Origin of the sequence: Sphingobacterium sp. B29 (genome assembly GCF_001952815.1) — a bacterium.
Classification (GTDB): domain Bacteria; phylum Bacteroidota; class Bacteroidia; order Sphingobacteriales; family Sphingobacteriaceae; genus Sphingobacterium; species Sphingobacterium siyangense.
Window position 1 is genome coordinate 5836427 of sequence record NZ_CP019158.1, and the last position, 24439, is coordinate 5860865.

The 24439-nt window shown below is 38.2% G+C and carries 24 protein-coding genes; 10 read left to right on the forward strand and 14 right to left on the reverse strand.

The genetic code is table 11. From position 1 onward, the window contains the following. Positions 1-45: 45 nt before the first annotated feature. From BV902_RS25115 to BV902_RS25150, 8 genes are all read right to left on the reverse strand, one after another. The gene (locus tag BV902_RS25115) at positions 46-1035 is read right to left on the reverse strand and encodes a hypothetical protein (RefSeq protein ID WP_075994245.1); all 990 of its coding nucleotides are present in this window, start codon (positions 1033-1035) and stop codon (positions 46-48) included. A 552-nt stretch (positions 1036-1587) separates the two neighbouring features. Further along, positions 1588-2025 (reverse strand): glycosyltransferase family 2 protein, encoded by a 438-nt coding sequence (locus BV902_RS25125; RefSeq protein WP_157626219.1) that lies wholly within the window; start codon positions 2023-2025, stop codon positions 1588-1590. Positions 2026-2053: 28 nt separating this feature from the next. Continuing rightward, positions 2054-2836 carry a glycosyltransferase family 2 protein gene (locus BV902_RS25130; RefSeq protein ID WP_075994248.1) on the reverse strand — a complete coding sequence of 261 codons (783 nt, stop codon included), beginning with the start codon at positions 2834-2836 and terminating at the stop codon, positions 2054-2056. Positions 2837-2850: 14 nt separating this feature from the next. Then, positions 2851-3534: a DegT/DnrJ/EryC1/StrS family aminotransferase gene (locus BV902_RS28270; protein ID WP_237241835.1), complete on the reverse strand. Its 684-nt coding sequence runs from the start codon at positions 3532-3534 to the stop codon at positions 2851-2853. Continuing rightward, positions 3527-3940: an aminotransferase class I/II-fold pyridoxal phosphate-dependent enzyme gene (locus BV902_RS28275; protein WP_237241837.1), complete on the reverse strand. Its 414-nt coding sequence runs from the start codon at positions 3938-3940 to the stop codon at positions 3527-3529. Before BV902_RS28275 ends, BV902_RS28270 begins: the two co-directional genes overlap by 8 nt. Next, on the reverse strand, positions 3906-4307 hold the full coding sequence (locus BV902_RS25140; RefSeq protein WP_075994249.1) for a sugar 3,4-ketoisomerase: 402 nt from the start codon (positions 4305-4307) through the stop codon (positions 3906-3908). Before BV902_RS25140 ends, BV902_RS28275 begins: the two co-directional genes overlap by 35 nt. Next, the gene (locus tag BV902_RS25145) at positions 4286-5266 is read right to left on the reverse strand and encodes a glycosyl transferase (protein ID WP_237241839.1); all 981 of its coding nucleotides are present in this window, start codon (positions 5264-5266) and stop codon (positions 4286-4288) included. Before BV902_RS25145 ends, BV902_RS25140 begins: the two co-directional genes overlap by 22 nt. 35 nt (positions 5267-5301) lie before the next feature. After that, positions 5302-6105, reverse strand: coding sequence for a methyltransferase, TIGR04325 family (locus BV902_RS25150; RefSeq protein WP_075994250.1), 804 nt, complete (start codon positions 6103-6105; stop codon positions 5302-5304). Between the two features lie 133 nt (positions 6106-6238). Between BV902_RS25150 and BV902_RS25155 the strand changes: the two genes are divergently transcribed. Continuing rightward, positions 6239-6730 carry a SixA phosphatase family protein gene (locus tag BV902_RS25155; RefSeq protein WP_075994251.1) on the forward strand — a complete coding sequence of 164 codons (492 nt, stop codon included), beginning with the start codon at positions 6239-6241 and terminating at the stop codon, positions 6728-6730. A 189-nt stretch (positions 6731-6919) separates the two neighbouring features. On the opposite strand, the gene BV902_RS25160 is transcribed toward BV902_RS25155, so the two are convergent. The 4 genes from BV902_RS25160 to BV902_RS25175 all read right to left on the reverse strand — a co-directional run bounded on the left by BV902_RS25160 (position 6920) and on the right by BV902_RS25175 (position 12055). Next, positions 6920-7756: a DUF4249 family protein gene (locus tag BV902_RS25160; RefSeq protein ID WP_075994252.1), complete on the reverse strand. Its 837-nt coding sequence runs from the start codon at positions 7754-7756 to the stop codon at positions 6920-6922. 85 nt (positions 7757-7841) lie between these two features. Next, positions 7842-10409: a TonB-dependent receptor gene (locus BV902_RS25165; RefSeq protein ID WP_083663762.1), complete on the reverse strand. Its 2568-nt coding sequence runs from the start codon at positions 10407-10409 to the stop codon at positions 7842-7844. An 18-nt stretch (positions 10410-10427) separates the two neighbouring features. Beyond that, positions 10428-11438, reverse strand: coding sequence for a FecR family protein (locus BV902_RS25170; protein WP_075994254.1), 1011 nt, complete (start codon positions 11436-11438; stop codon positions 10428-10430). A 2-nt stretch (positions 11439-11440) separates the two neighbouring features. Beyond that, positions 11441-12055 carry an RNA polymerase sigma-70 factor gene (locus BV902_RS25175; RefSeq protein WP_075994255.1) on the reverse strand — a complete coding sequence of 205 codons (615 nt, stop codon included), beginning with the start codon at positions 12053-12055 and terminating at the stop codon, positions 11441-11443. Between the two features lie 201 nt (positions 12056-12256). On the opposite strand from BV902_RS25175, the gene BV902_RS25180 reads away from it, so the two are divergent. The 4 genes from BV902_RS25180 to BV902_RS25195 all read left to right on the forward strand — a co-directional run bounded on the left by BV902_RS25180 (position 12257) and on the right by BV902_RS25195 (position 16663). After that, the gene (locus tag BV902_RS25180) at positions 12257-14257 is read left to right on the forward strand and encodes a thioredoxin domain-containing protein (RefSeq protein ID WP_075994256.1); all 2001 of its coding nucleotides are present in this window, start codon (positions 12257-12259) and stop codon (positions 14255-14257) included. A 37-nt stretch (positions 14258-14294) separates the two neighbouring features. Beyond that, complete coding sequence (locus BV902_RS25185) at positions 14295-14792, forward strand: FKBP-type peptidyl-prolyl cis-trans isomerase (RefSeq protein ID WP_075994257.1); 498 nt, start codon at positions 14295-14297, stop codon at positions 14790-14792. A 102-nt stretch (positions 14793-14894) separates the two neighbouring features. Next, the gene (locus BV902_RS25190) at positions 14895-15584 is read left to right on the forward strand and encodes an SMUG2 DNA glycosylase family protein (protein ID WP_075994258.1); all 690 of its coding nucleotides are present in this window, start codon (positions 14895-14897) and stop codon (positions 15582-15584) included. Positions 15585-15925: 341 nt separating this feature from the next. Continuing rightward, positions 15926-16663, forward strand: coding sequence for a hypothetical protein (locus BV902_RS25195; RefSeq protein WP_075994259.1), 738 nt, complete (start codon positions 15926-15928; stop codon positions 16661-16663). A gap of 192 nt (positions 16664-16855) precedes the next feature. Here the strand turns inward: BV902_RS25195 and mnmD are convergent, their stop codons facing one another. Beyond that, complete coding sequence (mnmD, locus tag BV902_RS25200; RefSeq protein ID WP_075994260.1) at positions 16856-17521, reverse strand: tRNA (5-methylaminomethyl-2-thiouridine)(34)-methyltransferase MnmD; 666 nt, start codon at positions 17519-17521, stop codon at positions 16856-16858. A gap of 539 nt (positions 17522-18060) precedes the next feature. Here mnmD and BV902_RS28410 point away from each other — a divergent pair. Together BV902_RS28410 and BV902_RS28415 are read left to right on the forward strand one after the other, a co-directional pair. After that, the gene (locus tag BV902_RS28410; protein ID WP_250637948.1) at positions 18061-18831 is read left to right on the forward strand and encodes a dicarboxylate/amino acid:cation symporter; all 771 of its coding nucleotides are present in this window, start codon (positions 18061-18063) and stop codon (positions 18829-18831) included. Further along, the gene (locus tag BV902_RS28415; protein ID WP_250637949.1) at positions 18713-19312 is read left to right on the forward strand and encodes a dicarboxylate/amino acid:cation symporter; all 600 of its coding nucleotides are present in this window, start codon (positions 18713-18715) and stop codon (positions 19310-19312) included. The genes BV902_RS28410 and BV902_RS28415 overlap by 119 nt, the downstream gene beginning before the upstream one ends. Before the next feature lie 88 nt (positions 19313-19400). Here BV902_RS28415 and BV902_RS25210 read toward each other — a convergent pair whose 3' ends face one another. Then, on the reverse strand, positions 19401-20360 hold the full coding sequence (locus BV902_RS25210) for a lipid A deacylase LpxR family protein (protein WP_075994261.1): 960 nt from the start codon (positions 20358-20360) through the stop codon (positions 19401-19403). Positions 20361-20744: 384 nt separating this feature from the next. Here BV902_RS25210 and BV902_RS25215 point away from each other — a divergent pair, with 384 nt between their 5' ends. From BV902_RS25215 to BV902_RS25225, 3 genes are read left to right on the forward strand one after another with little or no spacing between them, the layout of a single operon-like run. Beyond that, positions 20745-21152: a cytochrome c maturation protein CcmE domain-containing protein gene (locus tag BV902_RS25215; protein ID WP_046672794.1), complete on the forward strand. Its 408-nt coding sequence runs from the start codon at positions 20745-20747 to the stop codon at positions 21150-21152. A gap of 19 nt (positions 21153-21171) precedes the next feature. Then, positions 21172-23631: a heme lyase CcmF/NrfE family subunit gene (locus tag BV902_RS25220; protein WP_075994262.1), complete on the forward strand. Its 2460-nt coding sequence runs from the start codon at positions 21172-21174 to the stop codon at positions 23629-23631. Further along, positions 23631-24392, forward strand: a complete 762-nt coding sequence (locus BV902_RS25225; protein ID WP_075994263.1) for a Rossmann-like and DUF2520 domain-containing protein — start codon at positions 23631-23633, stop codon at positions 24390-24392. Before BV902_RS25220 ends, BV902_RS25225 begins: the two co-directional genes overlap by 1 nt. Positions 24393-24439 lie beyond the last annotated feature (47 nt).

Below are 24439 nucleotides of genomic sequence, written 5' to 3' on the forward strand. Positions count from 1 at the left end.
ATAGTCATCGGAAAAAATCAAGTAATTTCTTCCTTAATAGCGTGTTTACTGTATATTCTTTTTTTCAAAATAATCGAATTTCATTTTATATTTCATTGAGCCAAAGTTCTCTAAGCTGTTCAGTTTATACCAAATAGGGAATTCGTAGCTTTTATTTCTTTTGTCACTCTTTTCTTTGAACATCTTCCATGCGGCTTCTATTTCCTTCAATCCTTCAGCTCTTTTAATATAACTTTCCTTACTACCACTGCGTAGATAGATAACTATAGAGCTTAATTCTAAAAGATCTTTATCTGTATTATCCAGCTGCTCACCTGCTTTCAACTTCTTCAAGATATTCTTGATCTCATCAACAGCATAATCACTTTCAACTAAAATCAAACTATGTTGCCCATAAGCAGCAGCGCTTACATAGGTTGGCACATTCCCTTCTGTAGTCAGGGATTCTACATATTTTTTATCGAAGAAAGCCACAAACTCGTCATATTGTGTTCCAAGCACAAGGTCCAACAAAACCTGATCTTCATAATAACCATGCTTTCGCTGCACCATTCTTTCTCCATCTTTATCCTTCACAATGAGTGTGAGAATTTCATCCGCATCAGAGCTATTTTTTAAGAAAGTCCTGATCATATTGTAATCAGAGAAATTACCATAGCTAAAATTGACATTTGCAGAAAATATATCATTCTTAAACAACTTTGCATAAGCTGCAACATTTTGATAATTCGGGGTAAAATCTCCAAACTTAATCGTACTTAGATCGGAATTATGAACAACTTTCATCTTAAAATTACTGATGTCTACACGTAGCTTCTCTAATTCCCCCCCTTCCTTTGTACTATCAACCAACCACAATCCTCCTAAGAAAAGATCTTTATCAATTGTGTTTGACATCATAAAATAGTTTGAAGAAAATACAGCGCTATTTTTACGATACTCCACTAGATCGGTTTCATTATCAAATTGTTCATCTTTCGAACAAGATGTTAAAAATAAAACTGGAATTAAAATAAAAGATAGAATCTGTTTCATTGCTAATAATATTACAATATATAATCGACAAAATTAAATTAATATTTATTATACACAATTAATTTTCATCTATTTTTCTTAAAAAAATTATAACACCTCTATCCCCTTCTTCAGATAATCCTGACAAATCCAATTATTGCTGATATAGTTTTGAATACTTCTTAGGCTTAAACAATAAATAAAATATACGTTTATACCATTTATGATAATATTTCCTTCTGAACTTTCCAAGTTCATCTTCCAAGATAAACAGATAATCCAGAGACATTTCGTTTTCAACATAGATCTGTTGATGTTTTTGAAAAATATATAACTGAACCTCCCGAAGTACCCTATGGTTATCTCTATATTTATCTAATGCCGAATCTATAGTAAATCTTTTTCGATAATAATATTGGGGTTCTTCTATTCGATATACCTCGGCATTAAACTGCTTAAATAAATGGATCCAACATTCCCAATCTTCACAGAAAACAATAGACTCATCGAAGCCACCAATAGCTCGCAACTGGTCTGTACGAACTAAAGCAAATACAGGAATACAGTTCGCTTTTAAAAAATTTTTAAATTGAATTTAGCTAAAGGGAAAGGACCTGATTCTCGCTCGAATAGCTCCATATTACTATAAACGAGGGTTAAACTCGGCTTCTTTTCAAATATATTTACTCCTAAATCAATATAACTATCCTTTAACTTATCATCACCATCCAAGAAAACAATAAAGCTTCCTCTAGCGACCCTTAACCCCAGGTTTCTCACCGCTGATACACCTTTATTTGTTTGTGAATAAATACTCAATCGAGAATCACCTTTAATAAGCTCCGCGACAATGGACTCCGAATTGTCTACTGAACCATCATTTACTACGATCACCTCAATATTAGTATATGTTTGAGACAAAGCTGATCCAATCGCTTCCTCGATCGTATTTTCACAATTATAGCAGGGAATTACTATGCTTACTAATGGTTTTACAAATTGATTAATCATATAATAATTGCTAATAAAATCTATTTTATTACTGAAATTTTTTGACACCTATCTTTTTTAAGAGTCTAAAGGCACTTGATGATCGAATCTTCTCTAACGTATTCTGTGTATTTGTATGTGTAAGATAATCTTGATAAAAAAGAGGGAATTCTATTTCTAAAACAGCCTTTCTTTCATTTGCGATCTTTAATTGATTTTCCTCCCTGGAGCTAATTCCATTTGTATCAAAATTGGAAATAACTTGTTTGACATGTTTGGTAGAGGCATTTTTTTGCGCTATGACTTTAATAAAGAAAGCCCAATCAGCAGCTATTTGAAAACGCGTATCATATTTTCCAAAACGTCCAAATAGATCCCTCTTTATAAATGTCGCAGGGTGTGCCAAAGAAGCATTAAATAGAAATGAAAAGGATAGCTCCGAGGGATAATGATATATATAAGGGTTTAGCTTGTCTGCAAAAAACAAATCACCATAGATAATGTCAAACTGGTTTAACAATGGAACTATTTTTTCTAAAGTAGTATTTTCATGGAGGCAATCACCACTATTTAAAAACAACAGATACTCACCAGTGGCAAGTGCTATACCCTTATTCATTGCGTCGTAAATTCCTTCATCTTCTTCACAAACCCATTTAGAGATAAATTGAGTTTGTTCAATTAATTCTTTACTCCCATCAGTAGACCCTCCATCAATCACAATATATTCTATCTCATTAAGAGTCTGTTTTTGGATAGATGTGATTGTCTTCAGCAATCCTGTTTTGTTATTTAAATTGACTGTAATAATCGAAATGCTATACTTCGTCATTTTTTCGTGCTTGTTTATAAAAATTTATTCATTACCTCCACAACCCTATTGATATCCTCTTCTGTATGACCATAGGAAATTGGTAGACTGATTATTGTACGATGGATTTCTTCAGAGATTGGATATCCTCCATCTGATAGGATTCCTTTCATCGCTTTTTGTTGATGTGGAGGGATTGGATAATGAATTTCCGTTCCAATTTCATTTGCCAAAAGGTGAGCGCGCAATCGGTCTCGTTCGGGATGACGGATCGCAAAAATATGATAAACATCTTCTTGTCTAGGTTGTACAACTGGAAGTATAAAATCGGACTTTAACTCACGTAGATAAACTGTTGCCAACCTCTGTTTGTGCGCTGTAATTTTATCTAGGTATTTTAATTTCACAGACAAAAAAGCAGCTTGCAGTTCGTCGAGCCGCGAATTATACCCCACCTCATCAAAGACATATTTAGCAGATGAACCATAATTCCGTAGCGTACGAATTGAATTATTCAGTATATCGGCCTTACATGTAATAGCTCCAGCGTCTCCCAGTGCGCCGAGATTTTTGGTAGGATAGAAACTAAATGCACCAAAATCACCAAAAGCTCCTGCCTTTTGACCATTGTACTTAGCACCATGCGCTTGTGCACAATCCTCGATTATCTTTAAGTCATATTGAGCGGACAGCTGAAGAATGGGATCCATATCACTCATCTTTCCATAAAGATGGACAACAAGTATGGCCCTCGTTTTTTTTTGTAATGCACTCTTCTATCCGTTTTGGATCAATATTGTACGTGTTTATATCCGGTTCAACAAGTACTGGTTTCAAACCAACTTGAACAATAGCCAATATCGAAGCAATATAGGTGTTAGCAGGTACGATAATTTCATCTCCGGGTTGAAATCCAAAATAGCGCAGTGAAAGAACCAATGCATCTAGCCCGGAGGCTACTCCGATACAGTGCTCGACACCACAGAAATTCGCAAATGATTGTTCAAATTGCTGTACCTGTTTTCCCAAAATATACCAACCTCCGCGTAATACCTTCTGAAAAACATGCGTGTATTCATCCATAAATTCCTTATTGACCTGCTGTAAGTTCTCGTATGCTATCATGTTTTAAATAGGGTTCATAAATGTAATCTGTAGCGTCATAATATTCAGAAGCAAGCACCATAAGAATAGCATCCTCCGAAAAGTCGAACATCTGATGCCAATCTTTTGGCTCTAAAATCAAGCATTGGTCCGGTGAATTCAATTCAAAAATTTGTTCCTTTGCACCATCTTGATTGTAAATTGCACAACGTCCACGCAAGCAGACTGCTGCTTGAACGGTCTGATAATGTCGATGCCCTCCTCTGATAGAATCATCAACTCCATAGATATAGAATATACGCTTGACATCAAAAGGAATAACCTTTTCAATCACTGTCAAATTACCGCGATCATCAGTAAATGTCTTTAAATCAACTTGGTAAGCCATCTCATTTTAAAATAATTGTTGTGATAAAACTCTCCTGTTTTTCCCTTAAAAAAGAGGTTAGCAATTCGACGAATGGATGTCCTAATCTTCGGAATTTTGATATTTTCATGTAGTACAGCAGTAATCCCCCGTTTCTTCAATCCATTACTTACTTCTACCAAAGCGGACATATAGGGCTTATACATAAACAAGAGGCCATTATCATTTAAATCATAGTACGCTGTTGGTAACGGAATAAAACTATTAGCTTCTGCTATCTTGAGCCCATGATAGTGATAAAATATGACTGGAAAACTAAGTCTAGTCCCTATACTTTTTGCCCATATTGAACTATCCCTATCACCAAATTCATATTGTTGAATATTCCAGGGAGCAATTCCCGCTCCTCGATGTTCACAAGCATGAACACAGTTAAATCTCGTCATCCAATCATCAAGATATTTCTGATCGCCAAATTTCCCATCTTCCACGCGCGCATAACACCAATCTAAACAAGCATTGCGCCACCATTCAAGTACTTCCATTCCCTCTTTCGTGTTTTTGAAACAAACGAATTGAACACAATATGTTCCACTTGTTGCTGACTGATCGTATTTTTCAGTATAATGATGTGGTGTAATTAATACCGAATTATCTCCCATCTCTTCAAACAGAACCTGTGGATTTCCAAAAAACAACAAGTCTGCATCCAGATATGTACACGATTGCAATCCATAGGTATTAATTGCATAACGTATAATAGATGGTGTACAAGTCCAGCAATATTCTGCAGCTGTACGCGTCGACTTAACAGCAAGTAAATCCCTATCCTCAAACTGGATTAGCGGAATAATTGTAGCTTTCGGCAGATTGAGATTTTTTAAAATTGAAAAGCACGCCTCATCAAATGCGAAAATATAAAGATGAAATCCCTTAACATACTTATCGAGAGAATTATACATTGCTAATCCTCTAGTCAAATATGTTGAGTTAAATAAAGTACAGTAGTTATGCATCATATCATTTTCTTAAAAAAAAATCCGCTATCATATCCTGCCAACTTTCCATCAATTAGCATATCTTGTTCTCCAATAACATAGGATGCAAATTGAGCTTGTAGTTCATACTCATTAAAATGGTTCAGGAATTTTGCCTCATTAAAAAACCATGCTGGGTAGGATGCATCATAAATAGATGGTGGCACACGTTGCAAGGTAAGGCGGTCAGGTCCCTCATAGACAAACGCCGTACGATCGAAAAAAAGATAGGCTATTCGCAAACCCGTCAAATAACTGAGAAATTCATGCGGTTTTTCCAAATATTGGACAACACTGGATAGAATAATTATATCTGGCAGGCCATCAGCAATACTCTCTTCTATTGTTTTATAAAATTTTAACTGCTTATTTTCAAACTCTTTTTTACCAAGCTCTACATAGGACTCTTGTTCCACAATGTGCCATTCTAACGATTCCAAAGGCTTTAAAAAGTCACGTGTTTGATAATAAGTTGTACCCAAAGAGCCTCCAAAATCAATGACTTTCAATTTCAAATCATTTTTTGTTGCTATATAAAGAAGACTTGAAATTAGTGCAAAAGGAAATTCTTTTTTCTCAAATAGCACGGAATCTCTCTCATATACAGCATGCCCATCACGAATTTTAAGCATCGATTGATAGGTTCTGTTCAAAATCAAATTCGCATCATACCCATCTGTTAAGCTTTTAACATCTTCCCAATACATATATCTTCCTGACCAGCCATATCCATGATCAGTCCTTTCTTTATTACTTTTTTTTGAAAAGAACTTCTTTATCATTTATCTTTTATATTTTTTAGAATCGCAGAACTCATACTTTACTATTTTGTTATAATGAAGAAAGTAATCTCATCATTTTTACAATGAAATATTGCTATCAAGCGTTATTAGTATAGAATCAAAAATTTTAATCATGGACAACAGTAAAAAACTTTATATCATCCGACATGCCAAAGCTGAAACCATTCCGGGAATAAACGATTTTGACCGAGCTCTTACCTCCGATGGAATTCAGCATGCAAAACAGGTTGCTGCCAAGCTTGCCACAAAATTGAATCTTGACGAAAATAGTATGGTGATCAGCTCCCCAGCCAACCGCGCACTTCAAACAACGCGCACTTTTCTGGACGTCATGGGTTCTTCTTCTTTTGATATTCAGATCGAAGAAACGATCTACGAATGCACATACAAACATCTGCTATCCATTATCAATGCAATTCCTGACCATATCAATCAAGTTCTGCTCTTCGGTCATAATCCTACGTTAACTGATCTCGTTGAATACTTAACCCGGAAAGCGGCATATCTACGGACCTCATCATGCGCAGAGATAAAACTCGACACCGGTTTCACTTTTCAGATGCTCAGCGGCAATTGCGCTGATCTTGGGCAAATAATTGATTAAAATTCAAAGAACCATTTGTATTGAAGCACGTCTAGTTGTTCAATCTTTAATAATGACAATAACATTATTAAAAAGTCCTAATAGCATTTTCATTTTCTAATCAACAAAATTTAATAGAAACAAATTCACATAAAAAAAGCCATATACGATTCTTACGTATATGGCTCTTAATTTTAATGATTAAATTGGCTATTTAGCGTTTCTAATATCTTTCATCGGAACTGTTTTCTTGATTCCATCCATTACATAGAAAAATCCAAGGGCGTTTCCCGTAACATTTCCTTGTACATTCGCAGGGACTGCTGACAATAGCCCTTTCCATTTTGTTTCTTGGAACAAATTATATAAAAACTTTGCATATCTCGGCGAAATCGCAAATTTAGAAATCGCTAAACTGTCTTTCCTTCCCATTTCATAACTATAAGTAGCAGCCAGCAATGTATTTAAAACATTTGGAGCTCCCGACCTAAAACTATAACTATAGGGTGCTTTAAAAAATACCATACTTTCATCCGAAAATTCCTTTTGCGGCATGATAAGCCATTTATTGGAATTGCTCATACCAAATAAATATGTATCAACCTTGACATGCCATTTTTTATTAACATCAGATTTTTCTACCGGAATAAAAGACTTTTCTATCGGCACATTGGTGATTAGCTGATCTTGTGATTCATACACCTTCCCATTCAATTCAATTTTTAATTGGAATATATTTCCAACGGTATCTCTTAAATCAAACAATTGACCTCTATACAGACCATTTCCAACATCTTCAAAATCAATTTGATTTGGACCATTTGTCACGATAACCGTAGCAGCAGTAATTCCTTCAAGTTCACTAGTAACGCCAGAAATATGAAGTCGCTTTAATTGAATATATTGCTCTTTATACATGGTATTGATACCACCTTCCACGATCATATCATAAGATTGCCCATCTTCTAGCGCTGATTTTTCACAGGCGTAAAGCATGCTGCAGCAAAACAACAAAACAAGGACTTTCCAATAGATATTTTTATTCATCTGCCCCAACCTAATTTACTAGTTCCAAATTTACATTAACCATACGATTAAAATGAACTTTTAGATACAGGGAACATCATTTATTTTAAAATCTTATTGCATAATTTACTGACGGAACAATTCCTGAAAATGAAGTCTGTTTAACGATGGGGGAACCATTTCCACTCTCTAAAAAACTATAATATAATGGATTACGCCGGTCAAAAACATTATATAGACCTATATTTAAAGTATTTAGCCGACCTTTTTCTCGCTGTTTTTTCGTTTCTAAATCGAAAGAACAGCTTATATCGAAGCGACTAAAAATCGGCATACGATGTGAATTTCTATCCGAATAAATAGGCATAACTATGCCTTCATACTCCGTAAACCCCATTGGATATGTTAATGGCCTTCCTGACTGTAATACATAAAATGTATTCAAATGAATAGTTGTATTGATATCGTAAGACAAACTAACTTTTGCCACATGTGGAATGTCATAGTTAGCCACGTATTCATTGCCTTTATTTATTCCTACAATTTTGCGAAAGGACCGAGAATAGCTATATAGAACAGTTCCCTCAACAGGGCCTATACGTTTATTAAAAGAAAATTCTAAACCATATACTCGACCGTTTCCCTGTTTTATCTGAGTTTCTATAAAAGGATTTAAAATAAGTTGCGCATGGTCAATAAGTTCAACTTGATTTTTCATCTTTTTCCAATACCCATCTATCGCAATGTATCCTCCATGAATCATTCTATTTATGCGAAATGAGACTGCATCTGTATATTGAGGTTTTATATTTTGCCCAGCAGGTATCCAGGCCTCCAACGATGAAAAAGCCAATTCATCATTCTGTAAAAGCTGTAGATATTGGTATACACGGTTATAAGATATTCTTGCATAATAAGCATCGGCAAACTTATACTGAAAAGAAAAACGAGGTTCGATCCCGTAATAAGTCTTTTTCTTATCCAAATCTCCCGCCAATACTTTGTATTGGTTATTCAATAAATAATATTGTCCAAACGAAGTGCTATAAAAAGCATTTAAACGTGTACCTAAAACGACCCGAAAGGAAGAGTCAATCTTCCAGTTAAAGGATACGTAGCCTGCATACTCATATGCTTGTGCCCTGAAAATATTTTCTTCCTTAGCTAGATCAACGGGAGAAATTTCCCCAGGTTTGAACCTATGCAGCGTCCCTTGGATTCCAAAATCAAGCATGCGATCTAATCCTCCAAAATAGGTAAAATCAGTTTTAAGGCTAAAATCTCTAATTTGGGTCAGCCATGTTCGGTTTTCTGGCGATTCGGGTTTACTGATATCCAACCTGTTCGAATAATTACTAAAAATCGCGGACAAATTCATAAACAGGCGTGGACTATGCACATAATTCCATCGTAATGTAGACGCCCAATTCCCCCAATGATTAGTATTTTTATTAGGTGCAACCACTTTATCTTGCCCGATATATCCAGAAACATAAACCCTATGACGGTCCCCAATTGCGTAATTCAATTTGGCATTATAGTCACTATAATTCCCCTTCACATTGAACAAACGATATTCTTTATTGAACACATTCGATATACTTGATCTTGCCGTCACTAAAAAAGATCCCTTCCCTTTCTTTATAAGTGGACCTTCAGCTCCAATGCGAGCAACTAGTAAGCTTGCGCCTCCGAAGACATGTACTGTGTTTACATCGCCATCACGTGTGCTCATCTCCATGATGGATGAAATCCGTCCTCCGAAATTCGATGGGATAGCATCCTTATAAATTTGAGTATGTTTTAAGATATCAGGATTAAAGACAGAAGTCAAACCAAATAAATGCGAGGGGTTGTAAACAACGGCTTCATCCAACAATATAAGATTCTGATCTTTACCACTGCCTCTAACAAACAAGTTACTCCCCCCCTCAGTCAATCCGTTAACACCATTTTGCATCTGTAAAACCTTGATAATATCCGCTTCTCCCTTATAGAAAGAACTTCTCCGAGCTCTATTCCAGTCTATCTTCCCATTTAACACCTGTAATTGCTTACTTCGCCCGATAGAGTCTCCATTGATCACAATTTCACTTAGATTCATATCTAGAGGAGAAAGTTTGATTAAAAATGTACCAAACTCCATATCGGGAGAAAATCTCACAATTTTTGTTTTATACCCGACATAGCTTACCACACAGACATTGGTCTCCAGGGGTAGAGTTAATGAATAAAACCCATATTTATTACTAAAACTACTTTTACTTTTCTCAGCAATCAACAAAGTAGCACCGATCAGGTTTTCACCGCTTAGACTATCTACAACACGCCCCTTAATGGTAAAAGTCTTATCCTCTTTGTAGAAGATCAGGGCCCTATTGATCATTGTGAATCCAATATTGGAATCTTTGAGCAAATAATTAAGAACCTCTTCTAAACTCGATTTATTAAATGATCGACTATAGATAATGTCCTTGTTAAAAATCTGCTCATCATAAGACATGGATATATCGTATGTTTTATGAATTTCGACAAGTATCTGAATGATCTGTTTGTTATGTGTGTCAATTGAAATTTGCGAATCCGTAGGAGAATTCTGCCCCATGGATTTCGAACACATGACTATAACCAACCAGCATAAAAAGAGCAAACGATACAGTACCCTATCTTTCATATCAGCAATGCGAAAAGTCTATTCGTAGATTCTATATCCTTTTTTACCCGATTTCCATTTCACATTGAGGGTCTTGGAGAGAATCTGAACAATCTCATTGAGCGTTTGTCCATCAAAATACATGGTCAGCTTCCGCGCTTTTAAGCTATCCCCAACAACAGTAATATTCGCCCGGAAATGCTTTTCCAAATCCGCACAGATACTATCCAATCGAATATTCGAATAGCTCAGTTTCTGAGCAACTTCGGTATCATTTTGCTCAGAAAGATCTATTTTGGACAAGGATGCTGTTTGTTTTTTATACAGGCCTTTCTGATTTTTTTGCAGAATAAGTTCTTTTGCATGATCTCCTTTTCCACTGCTCAAGGCGACAGAGCCCTCCTTAACAAAAACCTCAACATCATTTTCAAGCAAATTCACTTCAAAAGTAGTTCCGATATCACGCACATAATTGTCTTCAAGATCTACGACGAAAGAATTCCCCGTTTTGTGCTTTACATCAAATAGCGCTTTTCCCTTTTTAAGTTCGACAATCCGTTCTCCTAGAAATGTTCGCCTATTGAACAAAGCTTCCGCTCCTGCATGCAATATCACAATTGAACTATCAGGAAGCAAAATGGGCTGCTGCGCTGCTGATCCATATATTCGGATTTCATTGTCCATCCAGCGGTCAAAGTTCAGATAACAGGCAAAACCGACAACCAACAATACGGCTGCAGCCACAAATTTCATCCAGGGTTTCCAGATTGCTCGTACAGGTGTCTCGATCTCCGCTTCTTGTTGATCCCCTGTTTTATCCAACTGATTTTTAAATTTTTCCCATTGGTTACTGGCATCTACCTTTTTATAGCATTCCAGTGCTCTAAGATCATCAGCTATACTTCTAACTTCATGGTATAGCTCGTAGTTCGCCACATCCTCCGAAATCCAACGCCCAAGCAACACTCCTTCCCTTTCGGAAATAGTCCCATCCAGCTCTTTCTGAATCAAGTCATAAGGAATAAATCTTGAAGTATTGTTTTCTTCCATATCTATAAGATAATAAACTGAACAAAAAGTCCTAATGAAAAAAATAAAAAGCCGATTAGAAGCAACAGAAATGTCTTTTGCCTGGCCAAAGCCACCCGAATTTTATCGTAAGCAATCGTCAAATGATTTTTTACGGTTTTAATGGAAATCCCTAATTGATCCGCTATTTCCTGTTGTTTCATCTTATCGTACTTACTCATAAGAACGATTTTTCGACACTGCGGCGGCAGCCCTTCCAATATACTTTCGATCATCAATAATTTGGATTCGTAAAGTGCTGCGCTATCGGTCTGATCTTCCTCATCTGTCAGATCCAGTTCCTTGCTATAATCATTATTCCGTTCTAATAAACGTTGATTCTTTTTGAGGTAAGTAAGCGAGAGATTGATAACACTGCGGGATAGGTAGGCTCCAAGTGATTGATTAATGATCAATTTTCCTGCATTTTCCCATAACATCATAAATACATCATTGGTGAGCTCTTCAGCGATTGCCTCCTCTCGCACATACCGAAAAGACAAGATATACAATTTACGGAAATGACTCTTATAAATAGCTTCAAAAGCATTTCTATCTTTTTGGACTATCTTCTTAAGCAGATCAACGTCATTTGACATAGGACTTCGGTAAAGCTAATAATAAATGCATGTAAAACTAATCAAATTCATCGGACATTATATAACATCTAATTAATTTTCAATCCAATGAAGTTACTTTAACACGACGTAGAAATAAAAAAAAAATGCTACAGCAAAGTTTATTGCCTGTATGTTTTTCACTAGGCTCGTTAATAATTACTTTTTCACTACCTTCGTCTTATGGCGAATCAATTGCAATTTGAAAATTCACCCTACCTTAAACAGCACGCACACAATCCAGTAGATTGGATGCCCTGGGGGCCGGAAGCTTTAAAAAAAGCAAAAGACGAAAATAAACTGATCATTGTAAGCATTGGCTACTCGGCTTGCCATTGGTGCCATGTGATGGAGCGTGAAAGTTTTGAAAACTCAGCCATCGCCCAAACCATGAATACGTTTTTCGTATCGATCAAAATTGACCGCGAAGAACGCCCCGATATTGATCAAGTGTATATGCTTGCTGTGCAACTGATGACCAATGCCGGGGGCTGGCCATTGAATTGTATCTGCCTGCCCGATGGGAGACCTATTTACGGTGGTACTTATTTCAAACCGCACGACTGGCAGAATATCTTATTGCAAATTGCACAAATGTGGGCGGAGAAACCCGAAGTCGCATTTGACTACGCCGAAAAGCTAAACAATGGCATTCAACGGGCCGAGAAACTCCCCATCCATCCCATCCCCGATCAATACACGATTGAAAATTTAAATGAAATTGTTGCCCCTTGGACCGAGATGTTCGATAAAAAAGAAGGTGGTTATCAAAGAGCGCCCAAATTTCCGCTACCAAACAATTGGTTATTCTTCCTAAAATATGGCGTACTTGCCGACGATCGGGAGATCTTAGATCATGTCCATTTTACATTAAAAAAGATAGCATCTGGTGGTATATATGACCAGATCGGAGGTGGCTTTGCCCGCTATTCGGTGGACCATTATTGGCATATTCCCCACTTCGAAAAAATGCTTTATGACAATGGCCAGCTACTGTCCCTGTATGCCGAAGCTTATCAACAAAGTCGGGATCCATTCTATAAACGGATTATCGAAGAAACGATTACTTGGGCCGAGCGTGAAATGCTTGCTCCAAACCATGGTTTCTATAGCGCTTTAGATGCCGATAGCGAAGGCATTGAAGGGAAATACTATTCCTTCTCCAAAGTTGAATTTGACGAGGTATTGGGCGATGATGCCCCCCTACTCGGGCAATATTTTAACATAACCGAAGCAGGGAACTGGGAGGAAGAGAAAACCAACATTCCTATTTGCGCCATTAATGCAGACCAGTTAGCAACAAAGGTCAATATGTCAGCTGACGAATGGGCAGATTTTCTAAAAATTTCAAAGAAAAAATTATACAACTATCGTGAACAACGGATCCGTCCGGGACTCGACCATAAGCAGCTGACCACTTGGAATGCGCTATTTCTAAAAGGACTAATAGATGCCTATCACAGTCTTGGATACAGCCATTTCCTTGAACTCGCTTTAAACAATGCCCAGTTTATCTGTACACATCTTATTCAAGACGATCTCCAGTTATTGCACCAACCAAAAGATAACAATAGAGCGATCGCAGGCTTCTTAGATGACTATGCATTCACTATTGAAGCCTTTATAGCATTATATGAGGCGACATTTGACCTCAATTGGCTCACAAAAGCAAGACAGCTCGCTGATAAGGCCATTGCATTGTTTTACGATGGATCACAAAAAACATTCTACTATACATCGTCGCAGGCAGAGGAACTCATCGCACGGAAAAGCGAAATTATGGATAATGTAATTCCATCCTCTTCGTCGACAATGGTTCGTCAGCTGAAACGATTAGGTTTGTTTTTTGATGATGAAAATTACATCGCCATTACAGACCAATTGCTCGCGAATGTTTTCCCGCAAATCAAGACTTATGGTTCGGCTTATTCAAATTGGGCAATATTATTGCTAGAAGAAATATATGGAATCAATGAAATTGCATTGACGGGGGATAAAGCAATGGCTTTCAAAAATGAACTCGGCAACTATTATATTCCAAATAAAATTGTTCTTGGCGGTACAGAAGAAAATCTTCCATTGCTCGAACATAGAGTCGGAAAGGAGACAAAAGCATATCTTTGTAAAAACAGGACCTGCAGTCTACCACAGGATTCCATACAAGCGTTAATAAATTATATTTAATAAACGGTAGCCTCGGGCTTCCAAAAATCAAAATCAGATGGCTATAAAAGCAAACGACGTCGTAGCATTGACGTACAGACTTCACACAGTAGAAAACGGTGAAAAAGTTTTCGTTGAAGAAACAACTGCAGAACAACCTTTAGATTTCTTATATGGTGTAGGTATGATGTTACCTAAATTCGAAGAAAACATCGCAGACTTAAACGTTGGTGATAAAATTTCATTTGAATTGGCACCGGATGATGCTTACGGTCAAAAAGATGACAAGGCATTCGCACAGTTGCCAGTAGATATGTTCAAAGAAACAGGTTTACCTCCAGTAGGAGAAGTATTGCCTTTGCAAGACAACCAAGGAAACCAATTCCGCGCTGTAGTAGCTGAGGTTACTCCAGAAGTAGTTGTTGCTGACTTAAACCACCCGATGGCTGGCAAAACATTAAATTTCGATATCGAAATCTTAACTGTACGTCCTGCTACTGAAGAAGAATTGTCTCACGGGCATTCTCACGGTGTAGACGGTACGCAAGGTCACTAATCCTGACCCAAGATACAAAAAAACAAAGCCGGGTGTCAAATGACACCCGGCTTTGTTTTTTTGTTCTTTAAAAATCGTATTTTGTTTTTAAACACACGAACAATGCTAACATTTGCGGAAAAAGTAATTTTATTCAACAAACAACTTCATTACAGAGGGAACCTACCTGTAGGATTCAACGTTATCAACCCCTACCTTGATAACCCCGAAACATTAGTCGTAATGAAACAGTTCTACCAGAAATATTACAATGATAATCTAACCAGAAAATTCATTATCGGTATTAATCCGAGCAGACACGGTGCTGGTGTAACGGGAGTTCCTTTTACAGACACCAAAAGATTAACTAGTGCATGTGGAATAGAGATGCAATCTGCACATACCCATGAAATATCTTCGGTTTTTATGTACGATATGATTGAAGCTTATGGTGGACCAGAGATCTTCTACAAACAGTTTTACATCAATTCGCCATTTCCCCTCGCGATTGTCCGAGAAACAAAGCCCAACAACTGGATCAATGCAAATTATTACGACGACAAGCAACTTTTTGATATGGTCAAACCCTTTATGATCGATTCCCTAAAACAGCACATTTCCATAGGCTTAGCGACGGATGAGGTCTTTGTGCTCGGAAAGAAAAATGCAACCTTTCTTGCTAAAATCAATAATGAAGAAAAGCTCTTTGGAAAAATGACCATTTTAGACCATCCCCGCTATATCCAGCAATATAAATCCAAAGACAAACTGCATTACATCGATAATTACATCAGCTTGTTAAGCGGCCTTTAAATATATCAGTATGTCTTCCCTCCATCATGCTTTAGCCTTCATTCCGACTTTAACTCGGAGACAACACGGACACATATCGTACTCATGTCGCTAGCATGTCGAGCCTATCACGTCGTTGTCCCGAAGCTGTTACGAAATTATTCCGAAGCTTTCTCGAAGTGTATACAACGATCATACAATTTAGATAGATCCCTAACTGTGATGGCGTATTTTTTACAAATTCCACAGCGTCCTTTTGCTTCCTATTTCCAAATCTCCAATAGGAGTCGAACAGCAATTTCCATTTCCCCAAAAATTAACAACAAATTGTTTTTAAGTAACTTAACAAGTAATTTTATCCTATGGCAACATTAAAAAATGGAAATCTGAAAGGCGCCGTTGGAAATATCGTCTTTCGACAATCAAATGAACAAACAATCGTACAGACGATACCGAAACCTGTAAAGAAACCGACTCCGGCCAAAAAAGCTATTGGATCAGATTTTGGACATATCAGCACCGCCGGTGCCCGAATCAGGGAATTCATGGGGGATATACATTTGAACATGCATGATAGCGACATGCACAACAGGTTAATTACACAGCTCAAAAGAGTGGTCCGCCCAAATGGGCGTCCTACTGGAATGAAAACCATTCATGGGGGAAAAATAGATCGTTTAGTCAATTTTCAATTCAACGATAAATGCCACATCCATGATTTTATGCATTTTGACCCAGATCTTAGCTTATTGGATAAGCAGGTCCATATTCGATTTCCAAAGTTCGACCTTCGCAATGACATCGTATTACCAAAACATTGCGACGCACTGGCAATAAATTTTACCGTCGCCGTATTTAACTTCGAGCTACAGCAGCATATCCATTTTTATTGCCACGAGATTGAACTTAACCTTCATCGATCAGAGAAAATAATCGAGCTTGAGGAGCTTATTTTTGATATGGATTATAAAAACGCCGAAACAATAATCGTGGGCATGAATATAGAATATTACAAATTGTTACGTCAAAAACACCTGTTACTTAACAATAAAGAATTTCATCCAGCTGCTATTGTTGCCGCATTTGCTATTGAATCCTAAATAAACCGATATTTTTAACAAGCAGGGAACAAACGGAGTATTCGCCTTTTTTTGCGGCAAATAATTCTTTTATTTACCGCATATACTTTAAAGTCACGGCAGTTTATACACATGAACGATATCGTTTTGGGCAAAAGTACAAACGATACGGCGGTTATTCGACCCTTCATGCTATGATATAAGAATTATCCGTTACAACTTCGTTGCACGCAGCATTTCTCGCTTGCCAGGCGCACCAGGCGCCTTTTCTATTGAAAATCCCAATGCTTTCATACTGCGTTTGAGGTTTCCGGTAATAGCATAAGTCACAAAAACACCACCAGGTTTAACAAACTGCGCAATATGCCCCAATGCAGCATCATTCCACATCTCAGGCTGATGCACTGCCGCAAAAGCATCAAAATAAACGATATCAAACAAGCGATCCGACTGGAAATTCATCAATAAGGTATGGTCAATATGAAGCTTTAAGTACTCGTTAATCCGTACGTTTTCCGTCAAAGCCTGCTCGTATGCATTCAAATAGCTTGCCCACACGGTCGGATCTACCGTCGCCTCATAGCCCGTTGCAGCAATAGTGGATAAAGGCAAGGGAAATCCTTCTATTCCGACATATTCCACCTGAACGGATTTGGTCCTAAGAAAGTCAGCTGTTTGCAAAAAATTCAAACCTGTTCCGAACCCCACCTCCAAGATACCGACGTCGGTTACCCCTGTTGTTTGTACATAGTGGTCAAGCCCCGTTTTTATAAAAACATGCCTGCTTTCCTGTACTGCACCATGTTTCGAATGATAACATTCTCCTATTTTAGCATTAAACAACGTTTTCGAACCATCTCCTGTCGTTACAAATTCCATTTTTATACAAATACTTTAAGTTCCAATTTTCACACATTCAGTCTAAACAACTAAACAGTAATCCAAATAAATGGCGCATTCCTTACCCATGACACTTAGTCACTGCTACTGTCCAAAGATAAAAAAGCCAATTCGAGTATCAAAACCTTCCTGATTTCAACAGCATCAACAGCTGGGAAAGCGGACGGAAACTCTTTTGTAGATCATAAGCCGAGCATAGCAAGCTCTTTGATACCTTAATGAAAAGATACAAAGCAATCACCTAGATATTTGCAGAAAAAAGCGGATTTTTTCAGCAAGGTAAAACAAAAATGAACAAACACGCATAAATTCAGCTCGTTTTAATAGACCTATTCGAGAAAAACACTATTTTAGCAATCTAATTACGAAATATTCACAAAACCTAATGAAATATCCAAACCTAACAAGCGCAAGCAATACAACAGCATTGGATATGCTCAATGTGACCGAATACAAAGACAATATAAGCAGTTCTTCCATGTGAATGAACTCCTTTTAAAATAACTAATCATACACCTATGAAATACGCTACAAAAACTTTTGTGCAGAACTACGGCAGTATCTTACTTCTACTCCTTGGGATCAGTATTGGAAGTTTGATCGGCATCTTCTTTCCGCATATCGTCAACAATCTTAAACCGATCGGTGACATTTTCCTAAACCTCCTCTTTGTCAGCGTTATACCATTGGTGTTTTTTGCCATATCCGCATCTGTTGCTAATATCAATGGCGACAGTGTACTGGGAAGGATCATCGGCATGATGTCGTTCGTATTTGTACTGGGTATTGTCGTCGCTGGACTGTCAAGCATCTGCTTCCTTTACCTCTTTCCAGTGGATGCTCCACTGCCTATTGAACAAACAAACAAGATCATAGAAACAGTTGTTCATGATTCTTGGGGTGAAAAAATGGTCCGCTTTTTAACCGTTAGCGAATTTTCAAGTTTATTATCACGACAAAATATGCTGGCCTTTGTCATCTTTTCGTTCCTCGTTGGCATTGCTACGCGCAAATCAGGGGCATCTGCAGAGACCTTCCGTAAATTTATAAACTCGGGCAATGTTGTGATGGGAAATCTGCTCGTGATGGTCATGAACCTCGCTCCCATTGGTTTGGGAGCATATTTTGCCTATCAGGTTGGAACATTAGGCCCTCAGCTCTTTGGTTTTTATGCCAAACCTATCGGTCTGTATTACTTTTTTGGAATCTTCTATTTTTTCACGGTATTCAGTTTATTCGCTTTTTTTTGCATTCGGGCTAAGGGGTGTCAAACGCTATTGGCAAAATAACATATTGCCTTCCTTGACCGCATTGAGCAGCTGCAGTAGCCTCGCCACCATGCCAGCGAACTTACTTGCAGCCAAGCAAATTGGAATCCCGGACAGCGTCGCTAGTGTCGTCATTCCCCTAGGCACAACATTGCACAAGCATGGATCCGCGATCGCCTGTATCTTTAAAATCTATATCGCACTTTTATTAAGCGGCAAGGAATTTTTTGATCCAGCCAATCTGATTATGGCGGTTGGCATTACTTTACTGGTGAGCATCGTAGCCGGAGGTATTCCTAATGGTGGCTACATCGGAGAAATGCTGATCATATCGGTTTATCAGATGCCAACGGAGGTGATTCCTTCCATTATGATTATCGCCACGCTGGTCGACCCATTGGCAACAATGCTCAATGCTACTGGAGATACCGTAGCCGCTATGCTCACCACCAGATTGATCGGGCAAAAACTGGCTGACCATATTCCCGAAAACCCAGGTTAAACAATCTCCAAACGACAAACATTTGAACGCTGGACCAACGAAGATCCTATCAAGCGGATCCATGTAGGTCCTACCTATGGCCGGCTGATCAAAATCGGTAGGCAAAAAACAGCTCGCCATATTGATGCCGGTGAAACACCGATTTGAGCTCTTTCGAATTGAAGATGTAATTGATACCGTAATTGATCTTGTGGTTAGACCAATTGAAACCAATGCGGTGACTAAGCATCCAAGGCTGAATAGTGTATAACTTGCCTATGGGATCATTTTTACCTCTCCCTCCTTCTACCGTTGCGCTGTAAAAAATACGAGACACGCTTGGTTGATAGACAAAATACCATTCTTTATCATTGTCTGCTCTTCCCTGTGTCAAATGTCCATGTGTAAAGGTGGATGCCTGATAGGATTTCAGCTTCCCCAACCGAAGCGGGGCCGCAATTCCCATATTGGTATTATTTAATCCAATGGTCCCCTCACCTATAATTCCGACATCGAATTGCTGATTTTGACTGCGATATAGTCCTTTTTTATAGGTTGCACTTAAATCAATACCAAAGGAATTTCCAAGCTGCGTATCCCAACCTGTCGCCTCGTACATCCCAAAGAGATGATGGATAAACTTCTGTGCCTCTTCACCGTAGGATTTAGGGCCGATCTGCGCCAATTCAGTCTTGAACTCAACAACCTGATCGTGCGGTAAAAACCGCGTTACCCCAGCACTAAAATAGAGGTAACCTGCAAATGGTCTATCGTATTTCTTTTCCTGCCGTCTATAGTCAATGATACTGATACCATTGTAAATCCGTTGGCCTATTTCAAAATCCAATACCGTATTTGAAGTCTGGCTATCTGTTTTCCCTGGCAACGCAATCCTATAGTTGATATTGATACCATTGGTATAATAGCGGTCCTGACCGGTCAGTAGATAAACGTCATTGTCATTTTGGATAGCAATTTCCTGATTACGGAATTTTACCTGTCCAAAAACAAAAAAGCAGGGGAATATAACAGCCCAAAAGAGGCCTAAAAATCGCAAAGCAACACTCATATTAACAGGCAATTGTAAAATTCATGCGATATCATTAGAACCAAAATAGCAAATTTCACTTCAAATTATCCAAAAGCATTCGAATCTAGCTTATTTTTCCAATTAATTCAAACTATTTAGAATAGATATAAATAATATGGAAAAGTTGCATTATTCCTTTCTTAGCGAATCTATTTGTAATTTTGCATTCGATTAGGTCTCAAATGTAATCAATTTGGGATTTTAGTGAGCACAACGTTGTCAGATTTGGGTAATAATCTTTCTGAAAAAAAAGGAGAATATCTGGCAGATCGGAACTGCTATCCATCGTTAAGAAAAAACAAACCGGGTGAAACGAGCTCATTTTACGATGAGATCAAACACTTATAAAATAAGTAAATACAAATGAAAAAAAGTTCAATTATTCTAATCGCTATCATTGCTGTCGCAATTGCCATGATACTTGTTATCTATACCGATTCAAGTACCTATTCGACATTTACCGAAGCTAAAGAAAAGAAAACCGAACTATATGTGGTAGGTCAATTGAATAAAGACAAAGCGCTTCATTATGATCCCAAAACTGACGCCAACAAATTTTCGTTTTTCATGCGTGACAACGATGGTACAGAATGTGAAGTGATTTTTAGAGGCGCCAAACCTCAAGATATTGAACGTTCAGAGCAAATTGTATTGACAGGAAAAATGGACGGAAATGTGTTTAGGGCAAGTAAGATATTGATGAAATGTCCGTCAAAATATAACGATAAATCGGTCGTCACCGAGATCAATGCTACTGCTTTCAATAATTAATTCGTAAAATCAATTTTCAATGGACGTTAATTACGTTGGTGAGCACCTGCTACCAGGGCAGATCGGACAATTCTTTATTGTACTTTCTTTTGGTGCTGCACTTCTATCTTGTATCAGTTACTTTTTTGCAACAAAATACCCTGAAGAGAATTCATGGAAAAAAATTGCACGTATTGCCTTTTGGGTTAATGCGGTCTCCGTAGTGGCGATTGGTGCAACTTTATTTTATATTATATACAATCATCTTTTTGAATATAATTATGCTTGGGCGCACTCGTCCAAGACACTCCCTACCTACTATATCATTTCCAGTTTTTGGGAAGGTCAGGAGGGTAGTTTTTGGCTCTGGATGTTCTGGCAAACAGTATTAGGTTCTGTTTTGCTATTTAAAGCAAAAAGCTGGGAATCGTCTGTCATGACTTTCGTCATGTTATGCCAAGCATTTTTAGCTTCCATGATTATTGGTGTGGAAATCTTCGGTCTGCGTATCGGTAGCTCTCCGTTTATCCTATTGCGTGAAGCAATGGATATTCCAATCTTTAGAGAAGCTAACTATCTTTCACTTATCACCGACGGTAATGGTTTGAACCCTTTGCTTCAAAATTACTGGATGGTAATTCACCCACCAACACTGTTCCTTGGCTTTGCGTCGATGATTGTTCCTTTTGCGTATGCAACAGGTGCTCTTTGGACCAAGCGATACAAAGAATGGATCAATGCAGCACTTCCTTGGGCTTTATTTGCCGTGATGATTTTAGGTGCAGGTATTATCATGGGTTCATTCTGGGCTTATGAAGCACTTAACTTCGGTGGCTTCTGGGCCTGGGATCCAGTAGAGAATGCATCAATTATTCCTTGGTTTACCCTGATTGCTGCTGTCCACGTCATGATTGCTTATAAGAATTCAGGCCACTCCTACTTCACCGCTACATTTTTGGCGATGATCAGTTTTGTACTTGTTATCTATGCATCTTACCTGACACGTAGTGGTGTCCTTGGAGAGACTTCTGTACACTCCTTTACCGATCTGGGAATGAGCGGACAATTGATCTTATTCAATGTTGTCTTTTTGGTAATTATGGTCGTATTTCTTACCGTCAAAAAGAAAGAGATGCCCATCACAGAAAAGGATGAGGATATCTATTCAAGAGAATTCTGGATGTTTATTGGCGCCTTGGTATTGACTGTCGCATGTGCACAGATCATTGCTTCAACATCAATTCCAGTATTCAACAAGATCTTTGGCACCAAGGTAGCTCCACCTTTGGATCCTATCCAACATTATAACAAGTGGCAATCGGGTTTTGCGGTGATCGTTATGATCTTAACCGGATTTACACAATTTTTAAAATACAAACGTACCGATAGCCGCAAGTTTTTGGCTTCTACGGTAGCATCGTTGGTTGTGTCTCTCATTCTAACGGCTGCTGTCGTCTATTTTACGAAGACGTATACCAACCTGATCTATATTTTGATCACTTTCGCAAGTATTTTCTGTATTTTGGCGAATATCCGTGTATTGGGTGACGCTGTCAAAGGTAAATGGAAGCTGGCCGGCTCTTCGGTAGCCCATATCGGCTTTGGATTACTACTTATCGGTGCCATGGTGGCTGCAGCAACCAACGAGGTCATCTCGGTCAACAACACAGGTTACATTGCTGTATCCGGATTTGACAAAGTAGAGAAACCTGGCGACAACTTATTCTTGACCGAAGGTGAACCTGTACAAATGGGGGAATACAAAATAACCTATATCGGTGATAGCATTGTGGCTCCAAATACGTTTTATAAAATAAAATACGAGCGGATCGACGAAGAAACAGGTAAAGTGAAGGAGCATTTTGTGCTGCAACCTTTTGCACAAAACAACGCGAAAATGGGCGGTTTGATTGGTACTCCAGCGACCAAACATTATGTCACGCATGACGTGTATACACTGATTACCGCAGCTGCAGCTGAAAGTCAGGCAACACATACGAAAGTTCCGGCAGAAGACAAAACTGGTTTCGAAGACTACGAGGAGCCGGCAACGTATCAGGTAAATATCGGTGATACCCTACGCTACCGCAATGGATATTATGTCATTGAAGGCTTAAACAAAGAAGCTCACCTGGAGAAAATTCCAAAAGGTCCTAGTGATGTCATGGTTGGATTGAAAATAAAAGTATTTTCGGCCGACAACAAACAGTATGAAGTACAACCAATCTACTTAATTAAAGACGGTGGTGTTTATGACTTCAATAAAGATGTCAACGAGCAAGGGCTTAAATTCAGATTTACGGGAATTAAACCTGACAAGGATAAACTGGAAATCATGGTTTATCAAAAGCCGCTTCCAGAAAAGAAATGGGTCGTATTTAAAGCCATTAAATTCCCATACATCAACTTTTTCTGGTGTGGAACGATTGTCATGACCATTGGTTTTATCATGTCCATTGTGAGAAGAAATAAAGAGGAGAAACGAAAAGCACTTAAATAATGAACATTGTGATCTTAGGAAGCGGTAATGCCGCTACGCATTTTGGACAACAGTTTCAAAAAACAGGACATCATATCGTTCAGATCTACAGTAAAACAAAGGCCAATGCAGATGCATTGGCCTTTGCTCTTCATTGCGCAGCAATTGACCAACTATCTGAACTAGACCTACATGCTGATCTTTACCTCATTGCCGTTACCGATCAGGCCATTGTATCGCTGGTAGAAGCGCTACCAAAAGATATAAAAGGTGTTGTTATTCATTGTTCGGGAGCAACCGATCTTTCTGTACTAGCCGGATTTAAAAATGCGGGAGTCATCTATCCACCACAATCATTATCCAAAAATAAAGCAGTCGATTTTTCGACCGTCCCACTTTGTGTTGAAGGTAACACGGATGAAAATAGTGCCGCGCTACTTCAGGTAGCACAGACATTTGCACCGCGGAGCATCTATTGTAATTCCCAGCAGCGCTTAGCCATCCACCTTGCCTCGGTCATGGTCAACAATTTCACTAACATCCTTTATCAGATGGCCTATGAGCTCTTAGCAGAAAACGACTTGTCCTTTGATCTAATCAAACCAATCATCCTTGAGACGGCAGAAAAAGTGCAAAATCATATTCCAATAACAGTTCAGACAGGACCAGCGATCCGACAGGACAGCACAACAATGCAAAAACATTTGCAATTTATTAGCAATAAACCAGATTTACAGCAAATCTATCAACTTTTATCGCAGGAGATTAATAAAAGAAAATAGTTTGTGAGAAACGGTTATAAACTTATCAAAACTTACCTCCAAGGGGT